General features: G+C 75.2%; 2 protein-coding genes. Both read right to left on the bottom strand.

What is annotated here, in order from left to right; genetic code table 11:
• Window positions 1-8,866, bottom strand: an 8,866-nt coding sequence (locus ACIPUC_RS24895; protein ID WP_446592266.1) for an SDR family NAD(P)-dependent oxidoreductase, incomplete at its 3' end; no start/stop codon positions are given.
• A 34-nt stretch (window positions 8,867-8,900) separates the two neighbouring features.
• Entirely contained in the window at window positions 8,901-25,280 is a 16,380-nt protein-coding gene (locus ACIPUC_RS24890) for a type I polyketide synthase (RefSeq protein ID WP_446592265.1), read from the bottom strand.
• Window positions 25,281-25,419 lie beyond the last annotated feature (139 nt).

Below are 25,419 nucleotides of genomic sequence, written 5' to 3'. Positions count from 1 at the left end.
ACACCGGCGCCTGCCGCACATCAACCCGATCGCCGTCCCCGACAGCCACCGCACCCCGCGTCACCACCGCCAACACCGAGCCCTCACGCTCGTCCGCCAACCAGTCCTGCACCGCCGCCAACACCCGTTGCGCGTAAGTCCGTACGTCGGCCGGCACGTCCCCGGTCGAGGGCACGTCGGCGCAGTCGAAGACAACCGCGTCGGGTGCCTCGGCCGTGTCACTCTTCGGCACGGGCTGCCACTCCACATGAAGCAGCGCATTGCCGGTCCCCGCGCCCAGCTGCTCGGCCGATACGGGCCGGGAGAGGAGGGACTCGACCGACAGCACGGGCCGGCCGTGTTCATCGGCGACGGTGAGCGAAAGCCCGTCCTGCTGGGCGACGGGGGTGATCCGTACCCGCAGGGCCTTGGCTCCCGCGGAATGCAGGGTTACGCCGTTCCAGGCGAAGGGAAGCAGGGTCTGACCGCCGCCTTCGCGGCCCGGGATGCCGAGCAGCCCGACGTGCATCGCCGCGTCGAGGAGGGCGGGGTGGAGCCCGAACCGGGCCGCGTCCTCGGCCGCCTGCTCCGGCAGGGACACTTCGGCGTAGAGGGTGTCGCCGAGCCTCCACGCGGCGGCAAGGCCCTGGAACACCGGCCCGTAGTGATATCCGGCGGCTGCGAGGTCCGGGTAGGCGTCGGAGACGGGGATCGCCTCGGCTCCCGTCGGCGGCCAGCTGGTGAGTGCCTCCACAGGGTCCGCGGCCGCCGGGGCCAGTACTCCTTCGGCGTGGCGGGTCCACGGCAGGTCCGGTTCGTCGTCGGCGCGCGAGTGAACGGCCACGGTCCGGCGCCCGGACGCGTCGGCCGGGCCGACCGCGACCTGGACGGCGATGCCGCCCCGCTCGGGAAGGATCAGCGGTGCCTGCAGGGTGAGTTCCTCGAGCAGGCCGCAGCCGACGTGAGTGCCCGCCCGGACGGCAAGCTCCACGAAGCCGGTGCCGGGCAGGAGGATGCTGCCCAGGACGTCGTGGTGGGTGATCCAGGCGTGCGTGCTCGCCGACAGCCGGCCGGTGAGTACGGTCCCGCCGTCGTCGGGCAGCTCCACGGCCGCCCGCAGCACGGGGTGGTCGATGCCGACCTGCCCGGTCTCCGCCGTCCCGCCCGCGGCTGCTGGAGCCGTCATCCAGTAGCGGCTCCGCTGGAAGGCATAAGTCGGCAAATCGACTCGATGGGCGTCGGTTCCGGCGTAGAAGGCCTGCCAGTCGACGTGTACGCCGTCCACGTGCAGCTGGGCGAGTGCCGTGACCAGAGCCTCCGCCTCGGGCCGGTTCTTACGGAGTCCCGCGACGAGCACGGCGTCGGCAGCGCTCTGCGCGGCCAGCCCGGTCAGAATGCCGTCCGGACCGACCTCCAGGAACCGAGTCACACCCTGCCGCTCCAACGCGACCACCGCATCGGCGAACCGCACCGCCTCCCGCACCTGGGAAACCCAATAGTCCGCAGACTGCCACGCCTCGGACGACTCGCCGGTCACCGTGGAGACGACGGGAATGCGCGGCGGGCTGAACGTCAACTCCCCGGCCACGACACTGAACTCAGCCAGCATCGGATCCATCAGAGCGGAGTGGAAAGCGTGCGAGACCGCGAGACGGCTGGTCTTGCGACCCGCCGCCCCGAAGTGCTCACCCACAGCCAGAACGGCCGCCTCGGCACCCGACACCACCACGGACTCCGGCCCGTTCACCGCCGCGATACCGACCCCGTCGGTCAGCAACGGCAGGACCTCCGCCTCCGTCGCCTGGACGGCGAGCATGGCGCCCCCGGCGGGGAGTTCCTGCATCAGCCGACCCCGCGCCACCACCAGCCGGGCCGCATCCGCAAGGGACAGCACCCCGACCGCGTGAGCGGCTGCCAGCTCACCGATCGAATGCCCGGCCACCACATCGGGCGTCAGCCCCCACGCTTCGACGAGTCGGAACAACGCCACTTCGAGGGCGAACAGGGCGGGCTGGGTGAGCTCAGTGGCATTCAGCGCCTCCGCGTCCTCACCCCACACCACCTCCCGCAGCGACCGCCCCAGCAGCGGGTCGACCTCCGCACACACCGCGTCGAAAGCCTCCGCGAACGCCGGGAAAGAGCCGTACAACTCACGCCCCATCCCCAACCGTTGCGCGCCCTGCCCCGTGAACAGGAAGGCAGTCGAGCCCTTGGTCGCCGCCCCGCTCAGCATGCCCGGGTGATGATGCTGTCCTGCGGCCAGCGCCGCGAGAGCTCCCGCACGGTCGTCGCCCAGGACGACCGCCCGGTGTTCCATCACACCGCGCGAGGTGGCGAGGGCGTGCCCGATGTCCTCGGGGCGGTACGCGTCCACCACCTCGAGCAACGCGCCCGCCTGGCCTGCCAGCGCCTGCGCGGACTTCGCCGACACCACCCAGGGCGCGACCGGCAGTCCGGCGACCGGCTCCGCCTCGGCCGCGGCAACGGCCTCCTGAGGCGCCTCTTCCACGATCACATGTGCGTTGGTGCCGCTCAGCCCGAACGAGGAGATGCCCGCCCGGCGCGGCCGGCCCTCGCTGTGCCACTCCCGGGCCTCGGTGAGCAGCTCCACCTCACCCGCCGACCAGTCGATCTGATCCGACCGCTCCCCCGCGTGCAGGGTCGGCGGCAGCACCCCGTGCCGCATCGCCATCACCATCTTGATGATCCCCGCAACACCCGCCGCCGCCTGCGTGTGCCCCATGTTGGACTTCACGGAACCCAGCCACAGCGGCCGACCCTCCGCCCGCCCCTGCCCATACGTGGCCAGCAGCGCCTGCGCCTCGATCGGGTCGCCCAGCCGGGTTCCCGTACCGTGCGCCTCCACCGCGTCGACCTCGGCCGCCGTCAGCCCGGCGTCGGCGAGGGCCTGGCGGATCACCCGCTGCTGCGCCGGACCGTTCGGGGCGGTCAGGCCGTTCGACGCACCGTCCTGGTTCAGCGCCGAGCCACGCACGACGGCCAGCACCCGGTGCCCGTTGCGCCGCGCGTCCGAGAGCCGCTCCAGCAGCAGCACGCCCGCGCCCTCGCCCCAGCCCGTACCGTCCGCACCCGCGCCGAACGACTTGCAGCGGCCGTCCACGGACAGCCCCCGCTGCTCGCTGAAGTAGACCAGCATGTCCGGGGTGGACATCACGGTCACCCCGCCGGCCAGGGCCAACGAGCACTCCCCCGACCGCAGGGCCTGCGCCGCCATGTGCAGGGCCACGAGTGAGGAGGAGCACGCCGTGTCCACCGTCACGGCCGGGCCTTCGAGACCCAGCGTGTAGGCGACCCGGCCGGAGACGAGGCTGCCCGCCGTGCCCCCGGCGTAGTCGTGGTACATGACGCCGGCGTACACGCCCGTCCGGCTCCCCTTCAGGAGGCCGGGGTCGACCCCCGCCCGCTCGATGGCCTCCCACGAGGTCTCCAGCAGCAGTCGCTGCTGCGGGTCCATGGCCAGCGCCTCGCGCGGGCTGATCCCGAAGAACGCCGGATCGAACGCGGCCGCATCGTAGAGGAACCCGCCGTCCCGGGCGTACGACTTGCCCGGCACCCCCGGCTCCGGGTCGTACACGCCCGGGTCCCAGCCACGGTCGTCGGGCAGGGGAGCGATGGCGTCCACGCCGTCGGCCACCAGCCGCCACAGGCCGTCGGGCGTGGTCACTCCGCCGGGGTAGCGGCAGGCCATGCCCACGATCACGACCGGATCGTCGTCCGCGGCCCGGACCACGGCTGCCGCCCCCGGCGCGGTGGCGCTGGTGTCCGGGGTGCCGTCGAGGAGTTCGCGCACGTACGCGGCGACCGCTTCGGCCGTCGGGTAGTCGAAGATCAGCGTGGCCGGGAGCCGCAGTCCGGTCGCCCCGTCGAGCCGGTTGCGCAGTTCGACGGCGGTCAGCGAGTCGAAGCCCAAATCGTCGAAGGCGCGCCCGGGTTCGATGGCATCGCCCGACGCGTGGCCGAGGACGGCGGCGACCGCCGTACGGACCAGGTCGAGCACGGCGGCGGCGCGGTCGGCTCCGGCCAGTCCGGCGAGCCGGCCACGCAGAGCAGCGGAACCGGAGCCGGGGCCCGTGCGGGCCGCCCGGCGGCCCGGGCCGCGTACGAGGCCGAGCAGCAGGGCGGGGGGCTCGGCGGCGTGGGCGCGGAGCACCTCGAGGTCCAGGCGCACCGGCACGGTGGCCGCGAGGCCCGAGTGCAGCGCGGCGTCGAAGAGGGCGAGGCCGCGATCGGCGGGGAGGGCGGGGGTACCGGCCTGCCGCATCCGTTCGAGTTCGGCGGCGCCGAGCCTCGTCCCCATGCCGCCCTCGGTGTCCCACAGGCCGAAGGCCATGGAGGTGGCCGCCAGCCCAGTGGCACGGCGATCGGCGGCCAGGGCGTCGAGAAAGGCGTTGGCGGCGGCGTAGTTGCCCTGGCCCGTCGAACCGAGGGTTCCGGCGATGGACGAGAAGAGGACGAACGCGGTGAGGCCGAGGCCCTCGGTCAGTTCGTGCAGGTGCCAGGCCGCGTCCGCCTTCGGTGCCAGCACGCCGCTGACCCGCTCAGGGGTCAGCGAGGTGATCACGGCGTCGTCGAGGACGCCCGCCGCGTGGACGACCCCGCACAGCGGGTGGTCAGGGTCCACCGCGGCCAGGAGGGCCGCGAGGGCGTGGCGGTCGGACACGTCGCATACGGCGACGGCGACCTGCGCACCCAACTCCTGTAGTTCATCCATCAGTTCGGCCGCGCCGGGCGCGTCCGCGCCCCGCCGGCCGGCCAGCAGCAGATGGCGCACCCCGTGCCCGGCCACCAGGTGCCGGGCCACCAGCGCGCCCAGGCCGCCGGTGCCGCCGGTGATCAGGACCGTCCCGGCCGTGTCCCACACGGGCTCCGGGTCCGTGGCGACGGACGCGGCCCGGACCAGCCGGGGGACGAGCACCCGGCCCTCGCGTACGGCCACCTCCGGTTCGCCCTGGGCCCGTACGCGGCCCGGTTCCGCGGAGCCGTCGGTGTCGAGGAGGACGAACCGACCCGGGTTCTCCGCCTGGGCGGCGCGGATCAGACCCCACACCGGCGCCTGGCACACGTCCACCGGATCGCCGTCCCCCACCGCCACAGCGCCGCGCGTGACCACGAGGAGGGACGCCCGGGCGAAACGCTGGTCCGCCAGCCACGCCTGTACCACGGCCAGCACCCGGTGGGCCAGGGCGTGGACGGCGGCCGGCACCTCCTCCTCGTCCGGCGCCACGCATTCGAAGACGACCGTCCCGTCGACCGGCCCCTCGGCCGGGAGGTCCTCCCACCGCGCCCACGGCCCCTCCTGCGCCGTGCCGGCGCCGGAGGCGGCCGGCTGCCACGTGACGCGGTAGAGCGGATCCGCGGCCGGGCCGCCGAGCCGGGCCTCGTCCACCGCACGGCCGACGACCCCGCCGACCACGGCGACCGGCACACCGTCGGCGTCCGCGATGTCCAGGGCCAGGCTCTGCGGGGTGGGCCGGGAGATCCGTACGCGAGCGGCCGCCGCGCCGGCCGCGAAGAGCCGTACGTCCTTCCACACGAACGGCAGCACCGTGGCGGCGCCGTCGTAATCGGCACCGTCCACCAGCGCCGCGTGCATCGAGGCGTCCAGCAGCGCCGGGTGCAGCCCGTACGCACCGGCCTCCGCGTCCGGCGGCAGGGAGACCTCGGCGTAGACGGCTCCGTCGAGCCGCCAGGCGGCCGTCAGGCCCTGGAAGACCGGCCCGTAGACGAGACCGCGCTCGCTCAGGGCCTCGTACGCGCCGTCGAGAGGGACCGGCACCGCGCCGGGCGGCGGCCAGGCGGTCAGATCGAACGCGGGCGCGTCCGCGCCTTGGGAGAGCCACCCCTCCGCGTGCAGCGTCCAGTCGGGGTCCGGGTGGGTTTCGTCCCGGGAGTACACGCCGACCGGGCGCCGACCGGACTCGTCGGCTGCGCCGACGACGACCTGGACGGCGACGGCGCCGTCCTCGGGGAGAACGAGGGGTGCGTGGAGGGCGAGCTCTTCCAGTACGCCGCAGCCCGCGTGGTCGCCCGCACGGATGGCCAGTTCGACGAAGCCCGCACCGGGGAAGAGGATCGCGTCCCGCACCACGTGGTCGGCGAGCCAGGGCTGCGCGCCGACGGCGAGCCGCCCGGTGAGGACGGCGCCGCCCGAGTCGGCCAGGGTGACCACCGCGCCGAGCAGCGGGTGCGCGTGGCCTGCTGCCGCCTGCACCGCGTCGATCCAGTAGCGGGTGCGCTGGAAGGGGTAGGTGGGGAGGTCGACCCGGCGGGCACCGGTTCCGGCATAGAAGGCCTGCCAGTCGACGTGTACGCCGTCCACGTGCAGCTGGGCGAGTGCCGTGACCAGAGCCTCCGCCTCGGGCCGGTTCTTACGGAGTCCCGCGACGAGTACGGCGTCGGCGGCGCTCTGCGCGGCCAGCCCGGTCAGAATGCCGTCCGGACCGATCTCCAGGAACCGGGTCACACCCTGCCGCTCCAGGGCGCGCACGGCGTCGGCGAACCGGACGGCCTCGCGGACCTGACCGACCCAGTAGTCCGCAGACTGCCAGGCCTCGGACGACTCGCCGGTCACCGTGGAGACGACGGGGACGCGCGGCGGGCTGAACCTCAACTCCCCGGCCACGGAACGGAACTCGTCCAGCATCGGATCCATCAGGGCGGAGTGGAAGGCGTGCGAGACGGCCAGACGGCTGGTCTTGCGACCCGCCGCGCCGAAATGCTCACCCACAGCCAGAACGGCCGCCTCGACACCCGAAACCACCACGGCCTCCGGCCCGTTGACCGCCGCGATACCGACCCCGTCGGTCAGCAGCGGCAGGACCTCCGCCTCCGTCGCCTGGACGGCGAGCATGGCGCCCCCGGCGGGGAGTTCCTGCATCAGCCGGCCACGGGCGACCACCAGCCGGGCCGCATCCGCGAGGGACAGCACCCCGACCGCGTGAGCGGCGGCCAGCTCACCGATCGAATGCCCGGCCACCACATCCGGCCGTACACCCCACGCCTCCACCAGCCGGAACAACGCCACTTCAAGCGCGAACAACGCGGGCTGGGTGAGCGCGGTCTCGTTCAACGCCTCCGCATCCTCACCCCACACCACCTCCCGCAGCGACCGCCCCAGCAACGGGTCGACCTCCGCACACACCGCGTCGAAAGCCTCCGCGAACACCGGGAAGGACGCGTACAACTCCCGCCCCATCCCCAACCGTTGCGCACCCTGCCCCGTGAACAGGAACGCCGTCCGCCCACCCGACTGCGGCCGGCCGGTCACCACCCCCGGGTGGGACTCGCCCGCCGCAAGGGCGGCCAGTGCGCTCTCCCGGTCACCCACGACCACGGCCCGGTGTTCGAACAGGGACCGGGAGCTCGCCAGGGAGTGGCCGACGTCCGCGGGCCGGAGCTCTTCTCCGTGCACCCGCGCGAGCAGTGCCGCCGCCTGGTCCGCCAGCGCCCGCTCGGACTTCGCGGAGAGCACCCACGGCGCCACCGTGGGCAGTGGGCCCACCGGGTCCTCGGCGGCCGCCGCCTCGGCGGGTGCCTGCTCCACGATCACGTGCGCGTTGGTCCCGCTCAGCCCGAACGAGGAGATGCCCGCGCGCCGCGGCCGGCCCTCGGTCCGCCACTCGCGGGCCTCGGTCAGCAGTTCCACGCTCCCCGCCGACCAGTCCACCTGATCCGAGGGCGCGTCCACGTGCAGAGTCCGGGGCAGCACGCCGTGCCGCATCGCCATGACCATCTTGATGATGCCCGCGACACCAGCCGCGGCCTGGGTGTGCCCGAAGTTGGACTTGACGGAGCCCAGCCACAGCGGCCGGCCTTCGGGCCGCTTCCTGCCGTACGTGGCCAGCAGCGCCTGTGCTTCGATCGGGTCGCCCAGGCGGGTGCCGGTGCCGTGCGCCTCCACCGCGTCGACCTCGGCCGCCGTCAGCCCGGCGTCCGCCAGGGCCTGGCGGATCACCCGCTGCTGCGCCGGACCGTTGGGGACGGTCATGGCGCTCGACGCGCCGTCCTGGTTGACGGCGGAACCGCTGACCAGCGCGAGCACCGGATGGCCGTTGCGCCGCGCGTCGGAGAGCCGCTCCAGCAGCAGGACGCCCGCGCCCTCGCCCCAGCCCGTACCGTCCGCGGCCGCCGCGAACGGCTTGCAGCGGCCGTCCGGCGCGAGCCCGCGCTGCTCGCTGAAGTACACGAGCATGTCGGGGGTGGACATCACGGTGACGCCGCCGGCCAGGGCCAGGGAGCACTCCCCCGACCGCAGCGCCTGGGCCGCCATGTGCAGGGCCACCAGGGAGGAGGAGCAGGCCGTGTCGACGGTCACGGCCGGGCCCTCGAGGCCCAGCGTGTACGCGGTGCGTCCCGAGACGAAGCTGCCCGCGCTCCCGTCGGCGTAGTCGTGGTACATCACACCGGCGTAGACGCCCGTCCGGCTGCCCTTCAGCGTGGTCGGATCCACCCCGGCCCGCTCGATGGCCTCCCAGGAGATCTCCAGCAGGAGCCGCTGCTGCGGGTCCATGGCCAGTGCCTCGCGCGGGCTGATCCCGAAGAACGCCGGATCGAACGCGGCCGCGTCGTAGAGGAACGCGCCGTCCCGGGCGTACGACTTGCCCGGCACCCCCGGCTCCGGGTCGTACACGCCCGGGTCCCAGCCCCGGTCGGCCGGGAACCCGGACACCGCGTCGGTGCCGTCGGCGACCAGCCGCCACAGGTGCTCCGGCGTGCCGGCCCCGCCGGGGTAGCGGCACGCCATGGCCACGATCGCGATCGGGTCGTTGCTCGCGGCGGTGAGCCGGGCGTTCTCCTCGCGCAGCCGCTCGTTGTCGGTGAGTGACTTGCGCAGGGCTGCGACGACCTGTTCCACCGATGTGCTCACGTCATCCTCATCATTCAGATCGGGGATCAGGGGATCAGCTGGGTTCGCCGCCGGCCAGGGCGGCGCGTACGAGGTCGTCCACGTCCATCTCCTCGATGGCCGGGCCCTGTTGCGCCGGAGCGACGGCGGTCACCTCGGCAGGGCCGGTCTCGCCCGGTCCGGTCTCGCCCGGTCCGGACTCCGCCAGGCCGAGCAGTGCGTCGAGGAGGCCGGACGCGCGCAGCCGCGCGGCCGGGATCGACAGCAGGGCCCGCCTGATGCCGTCCTCGTCGAGCGGCTCCCCCGCCGGGTCGGGGTCCGCCTCGGGCTCCAGTTCCTCCCGCAGGAACCCGGCCAGGGCCGCCGAGTTGGGGTAGTCGAACATCAGCGTGGCGGGCAGCCGCAGCCCGGTCGCCTTCTGGAGCCGGTTGCGCAGTTCGATGGCCCCGAGGGAGTCCAGGCCGAGTTCGGTGAAGCCGCGGTCGGCCGCGATCCCCGCCGGGTCGCCGTGGCCGAGTACGGCGGCCGCGTGGCCCCGTACCAGTTCCTCCAGGTAGCGGACCCGCTCCGGCCCGGCGGTCAGCCCGGCCAGCTTGCGCCGGACCAGGGAGCCGCCGGTGTCGCCGGAGCCCGCGGACGGGACCACCGTGGGCTTGGCGGCCTTGCGGACCGGCGGTCCCGCCAACGCCCTGAGCAGGGCCGGGATTTCGTCGGCCCGCTCGCGCAGTGCGGCACGGTCGAGCCGGACCGGGGCGAGCAGGGCCTCGTCCCGTGCGAGCGCCGCGTCGAACAGGGCCAGCCCGTCGTCGAAGGACAGCTCCAGCACCCCGGAGCGGCCCATCCGGCGCAGGTCTGCCTCGGTGAGCTCCGGGCCCTCGCCGACCGTGCCCTCCCACAGGCCCCAGGCCAGCGAGGTGGCCGCGAGACCGGCGGCGCGGCGGTCGGCGGCCAGTGCGTCGAGGAAGACGTTCGCCGCCGCGTAGGTGGCCTGTCCGGCGGACAGGATCTGGCCGCCGGCCGAGGAGTAGAGCACGAAGGCGGCCAGCCCGAGGTCCTTGGTCAGCTCGTGGAGGTGCCAGGCGGCGTCCACCTTGGGCCGCAGGACCCGGCTCACCTGCTCCTTGGTGACCGCGCCGACCAGGGCGTTGTCCATGACCCCGGCCGCGTGCACGACACCGGTCAGCGGGTGCGCGGCGGGGATCTCGTCGAGCAGGGCCGCCAGCGCGTACCGGTCGGCGGCGTCGACCGCGACGATCCGTACGGTGGCGCCCGACTCGCCGAGTTCCTTGCGGAGTTCCTCGGCGCCCGGAGCCTCCGTACCGCGCCGGCTGGTCAGTACGAGATGGCGTACGCCGTGCTCGGCGACCAGGTGCCGGGCGAGCACCCCGCCCAGCAGGCCGGTGCCGCCGGTGATCAGTACGGTGCCGTCCGGGTCCCAGTGCGGGGCCGCGGCGTCCGCGGGTGCGGTGAGGGCGTAGCGGGGTACGAGGATCCGGCCGGCCCGCAGGGCGATCTCGGTCTCGGCGGTGGCGACGGCCGCGGGCAGGGCCCGCACCGACTCGTCCGTCCCGTCGAGGTCGACGACGGTGAAGCGGCCCGGGTTCTCGGCCTGCGCGGCGCGCAGCACGCCCCACAGCGGGGCCTGTACGCAGTCCACGGTGTCGGCGGGGCCCACGGGCACGGCGTTGCGGGTGACGAGCACCAGGCGGGAGTCGGCGAACCGCTCGTCGGCCAGCCACTGCCCGAGTCCGTCGAGGAGCCGGCCCACGGAGGTGCGGACCTGCTCGGGAACGCCGCCCGTGGTTCCGAAGACGTCGGAGACATCGGAGACGTCGGGCGCGGTGAGCACGACCGTGCCGGGCGCGTGCGGCGCCGGGGCGAGGTCGGCGAGCGAGCCGACCGTCCGCAGGCCGGGGAGAGCGGACCCCACGACCACCCAGTCGTCGACGGAGTGCGCCGCCCCGGACGGCTCGTGCGGCTGCCAGTCGACGCGGTAGAGGCCGGCGCCGCGGTGGCCGCCGCCCGCCAGCTGCTCGGCGGACACCTCGCGCACCACCAGGGACTCGACCGTGGCCACGGGCTCACCGGTCGGCGCGGTGATCCGCAGGGCGACGGCGTCGGGGCCGGGCTTGGTCAGCCGCACGCGCAGGGCGGCGGCGCCGGAGGCGTGCAGGGTGACGCCGTTCCACACGAAGGGCAGGGCGGCCCGGACGGGTCCGTCCCCGTCCCCGTCGAAGATGCGCTCCGCGTGCAGGGCCGCGTCGAGCAGTGCGGGGTGCAGGGCGAACGCGGCGGCCCCGGTCCGGGCGTGGTCGGGCAGCGTGATCTCGGCGTACAGCTCGCCGCCGCGCCGCCAGGCGGCCGTGAGGCCCTGGAACACCGGCCCGTAGCCGTACCCGAGTCCGGCGAGGTCCTCGTACATCCCGCTCACGTCGACCGGGTGGGCGCCGGCCGGGGGCCAGGCCTCCGGATCGGTGTCGGGGACCGCCGGCTCGGGGGCGAGCACACCACGGGCGTTGCGGGTCCACGGGGCGTCGGGATCGAGGTTCTCGGCGCGTGAGTAGAGGGTGACGTCGCGCCGCCCCGTAGCGTCCGCCTCGCCCACGACGACCTGCACGGCGACTCCGGTGTTCCCGGGCAGCAGGAGCGGGGTCTCCTGGGTCAGCTCCTCCAACCGGGCGCAGCCCGCCTCGTGTCCGGCGCGCAGCGCCATCTCGACGTACGCGGTGCCGGGCAGCAGCACGCTGCCGTGCACGGCGTGGTCGGCGAGCCAGGGGTGGGTGGGGACGGAGATCCGGCCGGTGAGCACGGGGGCGCCGGTCTCGGGCGAGACGACGACCGCGCTGAGCAGCGGGTGCCCGGCGGGCTGCTGGCCCAGTCCGGCCGCGTCACCGACGGCGGCGGGGGCGTCGAGCCAGTAGCGGGTGCGCTGGAAGGGGTAGGTGGGGAGGTCGACCCGGCGGCGGGTGCCGGTACCGGCGAAGAAGGCCTGCCAGTCGACGGCCACGCCGTGTACGTGGAGCTGTGCGAGGGAGGTGACCAGGGTCTGCGTTTCGGGCCGGTTCTTGACGAGTCCCGCGACGAGTACGGCGTCGGCGGCGCTCTGCGCGGCCAGCCCGGTCAGGATGCCGTCGGGGCCGATCTCCAGGAACCGGGTCACTCCCTGCTGTTCCAGCGTGCGGACGGCATCGGCGAAGCGGACGGCCTCGCGGACCTGGCCGACCCAGTACTCGGGAGACTGCCAGGCTTCGGACGACTCGCCGGTCACCGTGGAGACGACGGGGACGCGCGGCGGGCTGAACCTCAAGTCCCCGGCCACGGAACGGAACTCGTCCAGCATCGGATCCATCAGGGCGGAGTGGAAGGCGTGCGAGACGGCCAGACGGCTGGTCTTGCGACCCGCCGCGCCGAAGTGCTCACCCACGGCCAGGACCGCCGCCTCGGCACCCGACACCACCACCGACCGCGGACCGTTGACCGCCGCGATGCCCACCCCGTCGGTCAGCAGCGGCAGGACCTCCGCCTCCGTCGCCTGGACGGCGAGCATGGCGCCCCCGGCGGGGAGTTCCTGCATCAGCCGGCCACGGGCGACCACCAGCCGGGCCGCGTCCGCGAGGGACAGCACCCCGACCGCGTGAGCGGCGGCGAGCTCGCCGATCGAATGCCCGGCCACCACGTCGGGCCGTACGCCCCACGTCTCCACCAGCCGGAACAGCGCCACTTCGAGGGCGAACAGGGCGGGCTGGGTGAGCGCGGTCTCGTTCAGCGCCTCCGCGTCCCCGCCCCAGACGACCGCACGCAGCGACCGTCCCAGCAGCGGGTCGATCTCCGCGCACACCGTGTCGAAGGCGGCCGCGAAGACGGGGAAGGACGCGTACAACTCGCGCCCCATTCCCAGCCGTTGCGCTCCCTGCCCGGTGAACAGGAACGCCGTCCGCCCACCGGACCGGGCGGAGCCCCGTATGCCGTCACCGTCACCCTCGATCTCCTCGAGGAAGGCCTCGAGCCCGCTCAGCGCGCTCTGCGCGTCCGCGGCCAGGACGGCTCCGCGGTGTTCCAGCGCCGCCCGGCCCGTGGCCAGGCTGTAGGCGAGGTCGCCGAGGTCCGGTGCCGGGCCGGCGAGCAGCCGGGCGTGGAGCTCCCGTGCCTGGCGTGCCGGGCCGTCCGCGTCGGAGCCGGACAGCAGCAGCGGCCATACCGCAGGGGAGGTCGGGGCGGGGAGCGGGGCCGGGTCCGGGGCCGGCTCCGGTGCCTCCTCGACGATCAGGTGGGCGTTGGTGCCGCTGAGGCCGAACGAGGAGACGGTGGCCCGGCGCGGCCGGTCCGCCCGCCGGGGCCAGGGCCTGGCCTCGGTGAGGAGCCGTACGTTCCCGGCCTCCCAGTCGACCTCGGGCGACGGCTCGTCCACGTGGAGGGTCTTGGGCATCAGGCCGTTGCGGAGGGCCATGACGGACTTGATGACACCGCTGACGCCGGCCGCGGCCTGGGCGTGTCCGATGTTGGACTTGATGGAGCCCAGCCACACCGGGTCGTGGGCGGGCCGCCCGCGGCCGTAGGTGGCGAGCAGGGCCTGGGCCTCGATCGGGTCGCCGAGCCGGGTGCCCGTGCCGTGGCCCTCGACCAGGTCCACGTCGGAGGTGGTGAGGCCGCAGGTGGCCAGCGCGCGCTGGATGACGCGCTGCTGCGAGGGGCCGTTGGGGGCGGTCAGTCCGTTGCTGGCGCCGTCCTGGTTGATGGCCGAGCCGCGGATCACGGCGAGGACCTCGTGGCCCAGGAGCTGTGCGTCGGAGAGCCGTTCGACCAGGAGCAGGCCGACGCCCTCCGCCCAGCCCGTGCCGTCGGCGGCGCCCGCGAAGGCCTTGCACCGGCCGTCGGCGGACAGGCCGCGCTGCTGGGCGAACTCGACGTAGATCTCGGGCGTGGACATCACCGTCACACCGCCGGCGAGCGCCATGCCGACCTCGCCGCGGCGCAGCGCCTGGCAGGCCATGTGGAGGGCGACCAGCGACGAGGAGCAGGCCGTGTCCACGCTGACGGCGGGGCCTTCGAGGCCGAGGGTGTAGGCGACGCGGCCGGTCAGGATGGAGGCCGCGGTGCCGTTGCCGAGGTAGCCGGCGACGTCGTCGGGGATGTGCTGGAGGCGCGAGCCGTAGTCGTGGTACATGACGCCCGCGTAGACGCCGGTCTGGCTGCCGCGCATGGTCGTGGGGTCGATGCCGGCGCGTTCGAAGGCCTCCCAGGCCGCCTGGAGCAGGAGGCGCTGCTGCGGGTCCATGGCGATGGCCTCGCGGGGGCTGATGCCGAAGAACGCGGGGTCGAACTCGGCGGCGTCGTAGAGGAATCCGCCGTCGCGGGCGTACGTCTTCCCGTGCAGGCCGGGCTCCGGGTCGTAGAGGGCGTCGGTGTCCCAGCCCCGGTCGGCGGGGAATCCGGCGATGGCGTCGCGTCCTTCGGCGACGAGTTCCCACAGGTCTTCGGCGGAGCGCACCCCGCCGGGGAAGCGGCAGCTGATCCCGACGATGGCGATGGGTTCGTCATCGGAGAGTCCTGCCGGGACCGCGGGCTGCTCCGGGGCCGCTTGCGGCTCTCCGCCGCCGAGTTCGGCGTCGAGGTGGTCGGCGATGGCGCGGGTGGTCGGGTAGTCGAAGACGAGGGTGACGGGCAGGCGCAGTCCGGTGGCGGTGTTCAGCGCGTTGCGCAGTTCCACGGCGGCGAGCGAGTCGAAGCCCAGTTCCTTGAAGGCGCGGTCCGCTCCGACGGCCTCCGCCGATGCGTGCCCGAGGACGGCCGCGACCTGGGCGGCCACGAGGTCGAGTAGGGCCCGGCGGCGTTCGGTGGCGCCGAGTGCGGCCAGCCTGCGGGCGAGGCTGTCGCCGACGGGTGCGCCGTTCGCCGCGCCGCGGCGGGTGGCGGGCCGGCCGGCGGCCGCGGCGGCGCGCAGCAGCGGCGGGAGGTCGGCGCCGCGGGCGTGCAGGGCGGCGGGGTCGACCTGGAGGGGGGCGAGCAGGGCGTGCCGGGTGCGCAGGGCCTCGTCGAAGAGGGTGAGGCCGCGGTCGGCGGGGAGGGCGGGGAGGCCGAGCCGGTTCATCTTCTCGACGTCGGCGTCGGTGAGTTCGCCGCCGAGGCCGGTGTTGACCGCCCACAGCCCGTACGCGAGGGAGGTGGCGGGGAGGCCGGCCGCTCGGCGGTGGGCGGCGAGCGCGTCCAGGAAGACGTTCGCCGCGGCGTAGTTGCCCTGTCCTGCGGGCAGGACGAGTCCGCCGGCCGAGGAGAACATCACGAAGGCGGACAGGTCGAGGCCCTCGGTGAGTTGGTGCAGGTGCCAGGCGGCGTCCGCCTTGGGCCGCAGGACGGTGTCCAGGCGGTCGGGGGTGAGCGTGCCGATCAGCCCGGGGTCCACCACGCCCGCCGCGTGGACGACGCCGGTGAGCGGGTGCTCGTCGGGGACCGACCGGAGTACGTCGGCCAGTGCGGTGCGGTCGGCGGCGTCGCAGGCGGCGACGCGGACGTCCTGGGCTCCGGCTTCGAGGAGCCGCTCGCGCAGTTCGGCGGCGCCTGGGGCCTGCGGGCCTCGGCGGCTGGTGAGCAGCAGATGGCGCACGCCGTGGCGGGTGACGAGGTGGTGGGCGAGGCGGGCGCCGAGTCCGCCGGTGCCGCCGGTGATGAGGACGGTGCCGTCGCCGGTCCAGGGGGCGTCCGCCTCGGGTACGGGGGTCGGCAGCAGCCGTGGGACGAGGAACCGGCCGTCGCGCAGGGCGAGTTCGGGCTCGCCGTGGGCCAGGGCGGCGGCCGCGGCGGCGGGGAAGTCCGCCGGGTCGATGTCCGGGTCGGTGTCGAGCAGGATGATCCGGCCCGGGTTCTCGGCCTGGGCCGCCCGGACGATGCCCCACACGGGGGCCTGGGTGAGGTCGGGGGCGGTGTCCGCGGTGGTGGCGACCGCGCCGCGGGTGACGACGACCAGGGTGGTGAACTCGAACCGCTCGTCCGTCAGCCAGGACTGCAGCAGGCCCAGTACGTACGAGCTGACGGTGCGCGTGGCTTCGAGTACGGGCCGGCGCACCGGGGTGGGGCAGCAGGCCAGGACGACGGCCGACGGGTCGCCGAGGATGGCCAGGCCGTACTCGTCGAGCACCACGAGGGAGGAGGTGCGGACGGGTTCGGCCGGCTCGGGGAGCGGGGTCCACTCGATGTGGTGAAGGGCGTCGGAGAGGGGACCGTCGGCCGGTTCCAGCTGGGCGGCGGAGACGGGCCGGCAGATCAGCGAGGCCACGGTCATCACGGGGCGGCCGGTCTCGTCGGCGACGACCATCGCCGACTCCTCGGCGCCGCGGATCCGGCGTACGTACACGCGCAGGGCCGCGGCTCCCGTCGCGTGCAGGCAGACCCCGCTCCAGGCGAAGGGCAGCAGCGCCTCGGTGCCGCCCTCGCCCTGGTCGACGAGGACGTCCACGTGCATGGCGGTGTCCAGGAGCGCCGGGTGCAGCCCGTAGCCGGCGGCCTCGCCGCGCACCGAGTCGGGCAGGGCGACTTCGGCGAACAGTTCGTCGCCGCGCCGCCAGGCGGCCGTCAGGCCCTGGAAGGCGGGCCCGTAGCCGTATCCGCGCTCGCGCAGGCTCTCGTACGCCCCGGTCACCTCGACGGGGGTGGCGCCGCGCGGCGGCCACTGGGTGAGGTCGGCCTCGACGTGCGGGGGCGTGCCGGTGGCGAGGAAGCCGGTGGCGTGGCGGGTCCAGGCGCCTTCGGGGGCGCCGTCCGGCCGGGAGTGGATGTGCAGGGGGCGGCGGCCGGACGCGTCGGGGGCCCCGGCGGTGACGCGCAGGGCGGCGGCGCCGGCGGCGGGCAGCACCAGCGGCGCTTCGAGGGTCAGTTCCTCCAGGAGGTCGCAGCCCACCTGGTCGCCGAGGCGTACGGCGAGCTCGACGAAGCCGGTGCCGGGCAGCAGTACGGACCCGTGCACGGCGTGGTCGGTGATCCAGGGCTGTCCGGCGGCCGAGAGCCGGCCGGTCAGGACGACGGAACCGGAATCGGGCGCCACGACGGCCGCGCTGAGGAGGGGGTGTTCGACGGGGTCGAGACCGGCCGAGCCGAGGTCTCCGGTGGCGGCGGGTACGTCGAGCCAGTAGCGCTCCCGCTGGAAGGCGTAGGTGGGCAGGTCGACGAGGGTGCCCGGGCGGGCCTGACCGCCGAGCACGGCGGGCCAGTCGACGGCGCTGCCGTGCGCCCAGGCCGAGCCGATGCCGGTGAGGGCTTCGCGGGCCTCGTCGCGGTCGCGGCGCAGCAGGGGGACAAAGGCGGTGTCCTCGTGGCCGGCCGAGCCGGCGCCCAGCGCGGTGAGCACGGCGTCGGGGCCGATCTCGACGAAGGTGCGGACGCCCCGTTCCTCGGCGCGGCGCACCGCGTCGGCGAAGCGGACGGGCTCGCGGACCTGGCGGGCCCAGTAGGCGGGCGACTGCCACGGTGCGGAGGTGTCGCCGGTGACGGTGGAGACGACGGGGATGCGCGGTTCGTGGAAGGTCAACCGTGCGGCCACGGCGGCGAGTTCGTCGAGCATGGGTTCCATGAGCGCCGAGTGGAAGGCGTGCGAGACGGAGAGGCGGCCGGTCTTGCGGCCGGCGGCGGCGAAGTGCTCGCCGAGTGCGAGGGCGGCCGCCTCGGTACCCGACACCACCACCGACCGGGGCCCGTTGACGGCCGCTATGCCCACTCCGTCGGTGAGCAGCGGCAGGACCTCCTCCTCCGTGGTCTGGACGGCGACCATCGCGCCGCCGGCGGGCAGGGCCTGCATCAGCCGGCCGCGTGCGACGACGAGTTCCGCCGCGTCGGCGAGGGACAGGATGCCCGCGGCGTGCGCGGCGGCCAGCTCGCCGATCGAGTGCCCGGCCACCAGGTCGGGCCGCAGGCCCCAGGTCTCGGCCAGCCGGAACAGCGCCACTTCGAGGGCGAACAGGGCGGGCTGGGCGAGGGCGGTGGCGTTCAGCGCGTCCGGGTCCGCGCCCCAGACCACCGCGCGCAGCGGCTGCCCGAGGTGCCGGTCGAGCTCCGCGCACGCGGCGTCGAAGGCCGCGGCGAACACGGGGAAGGCGGCGTACAGCTCCCGGCCCATGCCGAGCCGCTGGGCTCCCTGGCCGGTGAAGAGGAAGGCGGTCTTGGCGTCCTGGGCCGCCGCGGCGCCCGCGAGGAGTTCCAGCGAGCGGGACAGCTCGGCCCGGTCGGCGCCCAGGGCGACGGCGCGGTGCTCCAGCGCCGCGCGGCCGGCGGCCAGGACGTGGGCGGCGGGGGCCAGTTCCCCGTCGGAGAGCGAGTCCAGGCGTGCCCGGAGCCGGTCGGCCTGGGCCCGCAGGGCCTCGGGGGTGGCCCCGGAGACCGGCCAGGGGACGGCGGGGAGCGCGGCGCCCGGCAGGGCCTCGACGGCCGCCTCTGCCGGTTCCGCTTCCGCCTCCGGTGCCTGCTCGATGATCACGTGGGCGTTGGTGCCGCTGATCCCGAAGGAGGACACACCGGCCCGCCGCACCCCGGCCGGCGCGAGGGCCCATTCCCGGGCCTCGGTGAGCAGTTCCACCTCGCCGGCCGACCAGTCCACCTGGTCGGACGGGCTGTCCGCGTGGAGGGTGCGGGGCAGCACGCCGTGGTCCATGGCCAGGACCATCTTGATGATGCCCGCGACACCGGCCGCGGCCTGGGTGTGGCCCATGTTGGACTTGACGGAGCCGAGCCACAGCGGCCGGCCCTCGGGGCGTTCCTGCCCGTAGGTCTCCAGCAGGGCCTGCGCCTCGATCGGGTCGCCCAGCCGGGTTCCCGTACCGTGCGCCTCCACCGCGTCGACCTCGGCGGCCGTCAGCCCGGCGTCGGCGAGGGCCTGGCGGATCACCCGCTGCTGCGCCGGACCGTTCGGGGCGGTCAGGCCGTTCGACGCACCGTCCTGGTTCAGCGCCGAGCCACGCACGACGGCCAGCACCCGGTGCCCGTTGCGCCGCGCGTCGGAGAGCCGCTCCAGCAGCAGCACGCCCGCGCCCTCGCCCCAGCCCGTACCGTCCGCACCCGCGCCGAACGACTTGCAGCGGCCGTCGGAGGCGAGGCCGCGCTGACGGCTCATGTCGAGGAAGGTGTCCGGGGTGGACATGATCGTGACCCCGCCGGCGAGGGCCAGCGAGCACTCCCCGGCGCGCAGCGAGCGGGCGGCCATGTGCAGGGCCACCAGCGAGGAGGAGCAGGCGGTGTCCACGCTGATCGCCGGGCCTTCGAGGCCGAGGGCGTAGGCGACCCGGCCGGAGACCACGCTCGCCAGGCTGCCGTTGCCGTGGTAGCCGGCCACGTCCTCGGGGAGCGGGCCGAGCCGCAGCCCCCAGTCGTGGTACATCACCCCGGCGAAGACGCCGGTGCTGCTGCCCTTGACGGACCGGGGGTCGATCCCGGCGCGTTCGAAGGTCTCCCAGGCGACCTCGAGCAGCAGCCGCTGCTGCGGGTCCATGGCCTGGGCCTCGCGCGGGCTGATCCCGAAGAACGCCGGGTCGAACCGGGCGGCGTCGTAGAGGAATCCGCCCTCGGTGGAGTACGTCTTGCCGGGCTTGCCGATCTCCGGGTCGTAGAGGTCGTCCGCCCAGCCGCGGTCGGCGGGGAAGGGACCGATGGCGTCGGCGCCGTCCGCGACGAGCTGCCACAGCTCCTCGGGGGAGGTCACTCCGCCGGGGTAGCGGCAGGCCATGCCGACGATCACGACCGGGTCGGCGGCGGTGTCGGCGCCCGCGGCCGCCGGGGCGGGAACGGCGGCCGGGGCCGGGGCGGCCGAGCCGACGAGCTTGGTCACGAGGTGCTCGGCCAGCGCGGTCGCCGTCGGGTAGTCGAAGGTCAGGGTGGCGCTGAGGCGCAGGCCGGTCGCGGCGCCGAGCCGGTTGCGCAGTTCGACGGCGGCCAGCGAGTCGAAGCCGGTCTCGGTGAACGCCCGGGTCGCGGTGACCTCTTCGGCGCTCTGGTAGCCGAGGACGGCCGCGGCCTCGGTGCGCACCAGCCGCAGTACGGTGGCGAGGCGGTCGGCCGCGCCGAGTTCCGCGAGGCTCGCCGCGAGCGGCACGTCTGCGTGGCGCGTGGAGCCCGCGGCCGCCGGGCGGCGTGCGGCGGCCCGTACGAGTCCCCGCAGCAGGGTGGGCGTGCCGTCGCCGCGGCTCCGTACGGCACGGTGGTTCACGCGTACGGGGACCACCGCCGGCTCGTGGCCGGCCAGCGCCCGGTCCAGCCGGTCCAGGTTCTCCTCGAAGGTCAGCGAGTCGAGGCCGAGGCGCTCGATGCGGGTGAGGGCGGCCGCGTCGAGGGTGGCGCCCATGCCGCCGCCACCCGCCCACAGGCCCCAGGCGAGCGAGGTGACGACCTGGCCGGCCGCCGCGCGGCGGGCGGCGAGGGCGTCCAGGAAGAGGTTGGCGGCGGCGTAGTTGCCCTGGCCGGCGCCGTCGAGGACGGTCGAGGCGGAGGAGAACAGGACGAAGGCGGTCAGGTCCAGGCCGGCGGTCAGTTCGTGGAGGTTCCAGGCGGCGTCCACCTTGGGCCGCATCACGGTGTCGAGGCGCTGCGGGGTGAGGTCGCCGGTCAGGCCGTCGTCGATGACCCCGGCGGCGTGCACCACGGCGCGCAGCGGGTGCGCGGCCGGGATCGCGGCGAGCAGTGCGGCCAGGGCGTCCCGGTCGGCGGCGTCGGTGGCCGTGACGGTGGCCTCGGCGCCCGAGGCGGCGAGTTCGGCGACGAGTTCGTGCGCGCCGGGCGCGTCCGGGCCGCGTCTGCTGGTGAGCAGGAGGTGGCGCACGCCGTGCCGCCGGACGAGGTGGCGGGCGAGTGCGGCGCCGACGCCGCCGGTGCCGCCGGTGATCAGTACGGTGCCCGTGCCGTCCCAGGGGGCGGGGCGCTCCTCGTCGGGGGCGGGTACGGCGGCCAGCCGCGGCACGTACGACCCGGGTCCGCGCAGGGCCAGTTCGGGTTCGGTGGCGGCGGCGAGCGCCCGGCCGAGCGAGGGCGGCGCGGCCTCGTCGGTGTCGACGAGGGTGAAGCGGCCGGGGTTCTCCGCCTCGGCGGAGCGTACGAGGCCCCAGACGGGCGCCTGGGCGAGGTCGACGTCGGTACCGGGGACGGCTGCGCCGTTGCGGGTGACGACGGCCAGGCGGGAGTCGGCGTAGCGGTCGTCCGCCAGCCAGGTCCGCAGGGCGGCCAGCGCGTCGGCGGCCACGGTCCGGACGGCGACGGTCAGGTCGTCGCCGTCCGGGGTCGGGAGGGTGCGGTACACGACGACGGGCGGCACGGGGCCGCCGGCGGGATCCGCCACGTCCGCGAATTCCGTCAACTCGACGGCTTCCGAGGGCAGTTCGAGGGCGTTCCACTGGACGTGCAGCAGTGGATCGGGCCGGTCTCCCGCGAGCTGCGCCCCGGTGACGGCGCGCAGCAGCAGTGAGTCGACGCGGGCGACGGGGGCGCCGTCGGCGTCGGCGACCGTCACCGCGAGCTCCTCGCGGCCGCGCGCGGTGATCCGTACGCGGACGGCGGCGGCGCCGCCCGCGTAGAGCGCGACCCCGTTCCAGGAGAAGGGGATCCAGGTCCCCTCGGGGCGGTCGCCGCCGGCGGCGAGGGCGTGGTCGGCGGGGTGGAGTGCCGCGTCCAGCAGGGCCGGGTGCAGACCGTAGCCCGCGGTGTCCGCGCGGGTCGGCTGCGGGGGCTCGACCTCGGCGAAGACCTCGCCGTCGCGGAGCCAGGCGGCCCGTACGCCGTGGAAGGCCGGCCCGTAGCCGTAGCCCTCGTCCGCCATGTCCTCGTAGAGGCTGCTGACGTCCAGCGGGACGGCTCCGGCCGGGGGCCACGGTCCGGAGAGGGCGCCCGTGTCCGCGTCGGGGGCGGCGGGTGCCAGGACGCCGGTGGCGTGGCGGACCCACTCGTCGTCGAGGTGGTCGGGGTCGTCGACGTGCCCGGCGCCGTCCGGGCGGGAGTAGCAGGCGACGGCGCGGCGGCCGTCCGCGTCGGGGGCGTCGACCACGACCTGGAGCGCCACTGCGCCGGAGGCGGGCAGGACCAGCGGCGACTGGAGCGTCAGCTCCTCGACCAGCGCGCAGCCGCTCTCCGCGGCGGCCCGCAGGGCGAGTTCCACGAAGGCGGTGCCGGGCAGCAGGGTGACCCCGGCGATGGTGTGGTCGGCGATCCACGGGTGGGTGCGCGGCGACAGGCGGCCGGTCAGTACGGTGCCCCCGGCGCCCGCGAGGTCGACGACCGACCCCAGCAGCGGGTGCCGGGCGGCGAGCTGGCCCAGGCCGGACGGGTCGCCGCCGGCCCGCTCGGGGGCGAGCCAGTACCGCCGGGTGCGGAAGGCGTAGGTGGGCAGGTCGGCGCGGCGCGTGGCGCGGCCCGCGTAGACGGCGTCCCAGTCGAGCAGGGCGCCGCGGGTGTGGGCGAGGGCGGCGGCCCCCAGCGCCTCGCGGACCTCGTCCTTGCCCGCCCGCAGTACGGGCGCGAAGACGGTGTCGGCCTGGCGCTCCTCGGGCAGGCAGTGCTGGCCGAGCGCGCTGAGGACGCCGTCGGGGCCGAGCTCCAGGAAGGTGCGTACGCCGCCCTGTCCGGTCAGCCAGTCGACGGCGTCGGCGAAGCGGACGGCCTCCCGGGCGTGGCCGGTCCAGTAGTCGGGGGAGGTGAGTTCCGCGGTGGTCGCGAGCCGCCCGGTGACCGTGGAGACGAGGGGGATGCGCGGGGCGCGGTAGCCGAGGATGGCCGCGATCCGGCGGAACTCGGCGAGCACCGGTTCCATCAGCGGCGAGTGGAAGGCGTGGCTGACCTGGAGCCGCTTGGTCTTGCGGCCCTGGGCGGCGAACCGTTCGGCGAGCGCGAGTACCGCGTGCTCCTCGCCCGAGAGGACCACGGAATCGGGGCCGTTGACGGCGGCGACGGCGACCTGGGGACCGGCCCCGCCCCCGGCTTCGAGGAACGGGAGTACCTCCGCCTCGGCGGCCTGGACGGCGACCATGGCGCCGCCCCGGGGCAGCTCCTGCATCAGCCGGCCGCGCGCCCCGACGAGGGTGGCCGCGTCCTCCAGGTTCAGGACGCCCGCGGCGTGGGCGGCCGCGATCTCGCCGATGGAGTGGCCGGCCAGGAAGTCGGGGCGGACGCCCCAGGATTCGACGAGCCGGAACAGGGCGGTCTCGACCGCGAAGAGGGCGGTCTGCGCGTAGCGGGTCTCGTCGAGGAGCGCGGCGGCCCCGGTGCCCGGTTCGGCGAAGAGGACCTCCCACAGGGAGGTGTCGAGCTGGAGGTCGAGCCAGCCGATGGCGTCGGCGAGGGCGTCCGCGAACACGGGGTGGGTGTCGTACAGCTGCCGGCCCATGGCCAGGCGCTGGCTGCCCTGGCCGGTGAAGAGGAACGCGAGACGCCCGGAGGGGACAGTTCCGGTCCGGGTGGACGGGGTGGCCTCCCCTTCCGCCAGGGCGCGCAGGCCGGTCAGGAGCTCCTCCCGGTCGGCCGCCAGGACGGTGGCCCGGTGCTCGAGGGCGGCCCGGCCGGTGCCCAGGGAGTGGCCGAGGTCCTCGGGCGTGAACTCGGGCCGCTCGGCGAGGAACTGCGCCAGCCGCCCGGCCTGCGCGCGCAGGCCTTCGCCGGAGCGCCCGCTGACGGGCACCAGGGCGGGCGCCGCCGGCCGCCCGGCGGCCGCGTCCGCAAGGGCGGCGGCCCCGTCCGGCAGGGCGGCGGCCCCGCCACCGGGCTCGCGCGGCGGCTCCTCCACGATGACGTGCGCGTTGGTCCCGCTGATCCCGAAGCCGGAGACGCCCGCCCGGCGCGGCCGGTCCCCGTCCGCCGGCCACGGCACGGGTTCGGTGAGCAGCCGTACGGTCCCGGCGGACCAGTCGACGTTGCCGGTGGGGGCGTCGACGTGCAGGGTGCGCGGGAGCACGCCGTGCCGCATCGCCATGATCATCTTCATCAGTCCGGCCACCCCGGCCGCGGCCTGGGTGTGCCCGAGGTTGGACTTCACCGAGCCGAGCCACAGCGGCCGGTCCTCGGGGCGGTCCTTGCCGTACGTGGAGATCAGCGCCCGGGCCTCGATCGGGTCGCCCAGGGTGGTCCCGGTGCCGTGCGCCTCGACCGCGTCGACCTCGTCGCCCGACAGCCCGGCATCGGCGAGGGCCTGGAGGATGACGCGCTGCTGCGCGGCGCCGCTGGGGGCGGTGAGCCCGTTGCTTGCGCCGTCCTGGTTGACGGCCGACCCGCGGATGACGGCGAGCACCGGGTGCCCGTTGCGCTGGGCGTCGCCGAGCCGCTCGACCACCAGCAGGCCGACGCCCTCGGCGAAGGAGGTGCCGTCGGCGGCCGCCGCGAAGGCCTTGATCTGCCCGTCCGGGGCGAGCCCGCGCTGCCTGCTGAACTCGGTGAACAGGCCGGGCGTGCTCAGGACGGTGACACCGCCGGCCAGCGCCATGGAGCACTCGCCGCGGCGCAGGGACTGCACGGCCAGGTGCAGGGAGACCAGCGATCCGGAGCAGGCGGTGTCGACGGTGAGCGCCGGACCCTCCAGGCCCAGCGCGTAGGCCACGCGCCCGGAGGTGACGCTGAGCGCGCCGCCGGTGACGAGGTAGCCGGTCAGGCTCTCGGGGGCGTCCTGCACCCGCGGCCCGTACTCGGAGGGGCCGGCGCCGATGAACACGCCGGTGCGGCTGCCGCGCAGCGAGGTGGGGTCGATGCCGGTGCGCTCCAGCGCCTCCCAGGCCGTTTCCAGCAGCAGCCGCTGCTGCGGGTCCATGGCGAGCGCCTCGCGCGGGCTGATCCCGAAGAACTCGGCGTCGAACTCGGGTGCGTCGTGCAGGAATCCGCCGGTGCGGGTGTAGCAGGTGCCGGGCACGGCGGGGTCGTCGTCGAACAGTGCGTCGAGGTCCCAGCCGCGGTCGTCGGGGAAGGGGCCGACGGCGGTTTCACCGCGGGCGACGAGGTCCCACAGCTCCTCCGGCGAGCGCACGCCGCCGGGGAAGCGCCCGCCGATGCCGACGACGGCGATGGGCTCCCCGTCGAAGGCCGCGCGGGCCTCCGGGCCGGAGGCGGTGGCAGCGGTGCGCGGGGCGGCCGGCTCGGCGGGCGCTCCGAGGAGTTCCGTGCGGACGTACGCGGCCAGCAGTTCGGGGCTGGGGTGGTCGAACGCGGCGGTCACCGGCAGGCTCAGCCCGGTCGCGGCGTTGATCCGGGCGTGCAGGTCGACCAGGGCTATGGAGTCCAGGCCCAGTTCCTTGAAGGAGATGCCGGTCGGGACCACCGGTTCGGTGTCCGGGTGGGCCGCCCGCAGGATGTCGGCGGCCTGCGCGCAGACCAGGTCCAGGAGCAGCCTGGACTGCTCGCTCCCCGGAAGTCCGGCCAGCCGGGCGGCCAGTTGGGCCCCGGGGCGGACCTCCGCGCCGGACAGGTCATCAGCGACAGGATCGAAGCCCGCGGACATCTGCACGCTCCCAGCTCGGTATCGATTGCCCCGGGTCAGTTCCGGCCACGAGGTGATCGCACGCTAGGTCGGCCCCGAAGGGGGGCGACACCCCTATCCCCCCAGGTGTTGACCCTGCCCGCGGCCCGCCCGGCGGCGG

Source organism: Streptomyces sp. LARHCF249, assembly GCF_052871255.1.
The sequence above is the reverse complement of the archived record's forward strand: the minus strand, read 5'-3'. Positions and strand labels throughout refer to the sequence as shown.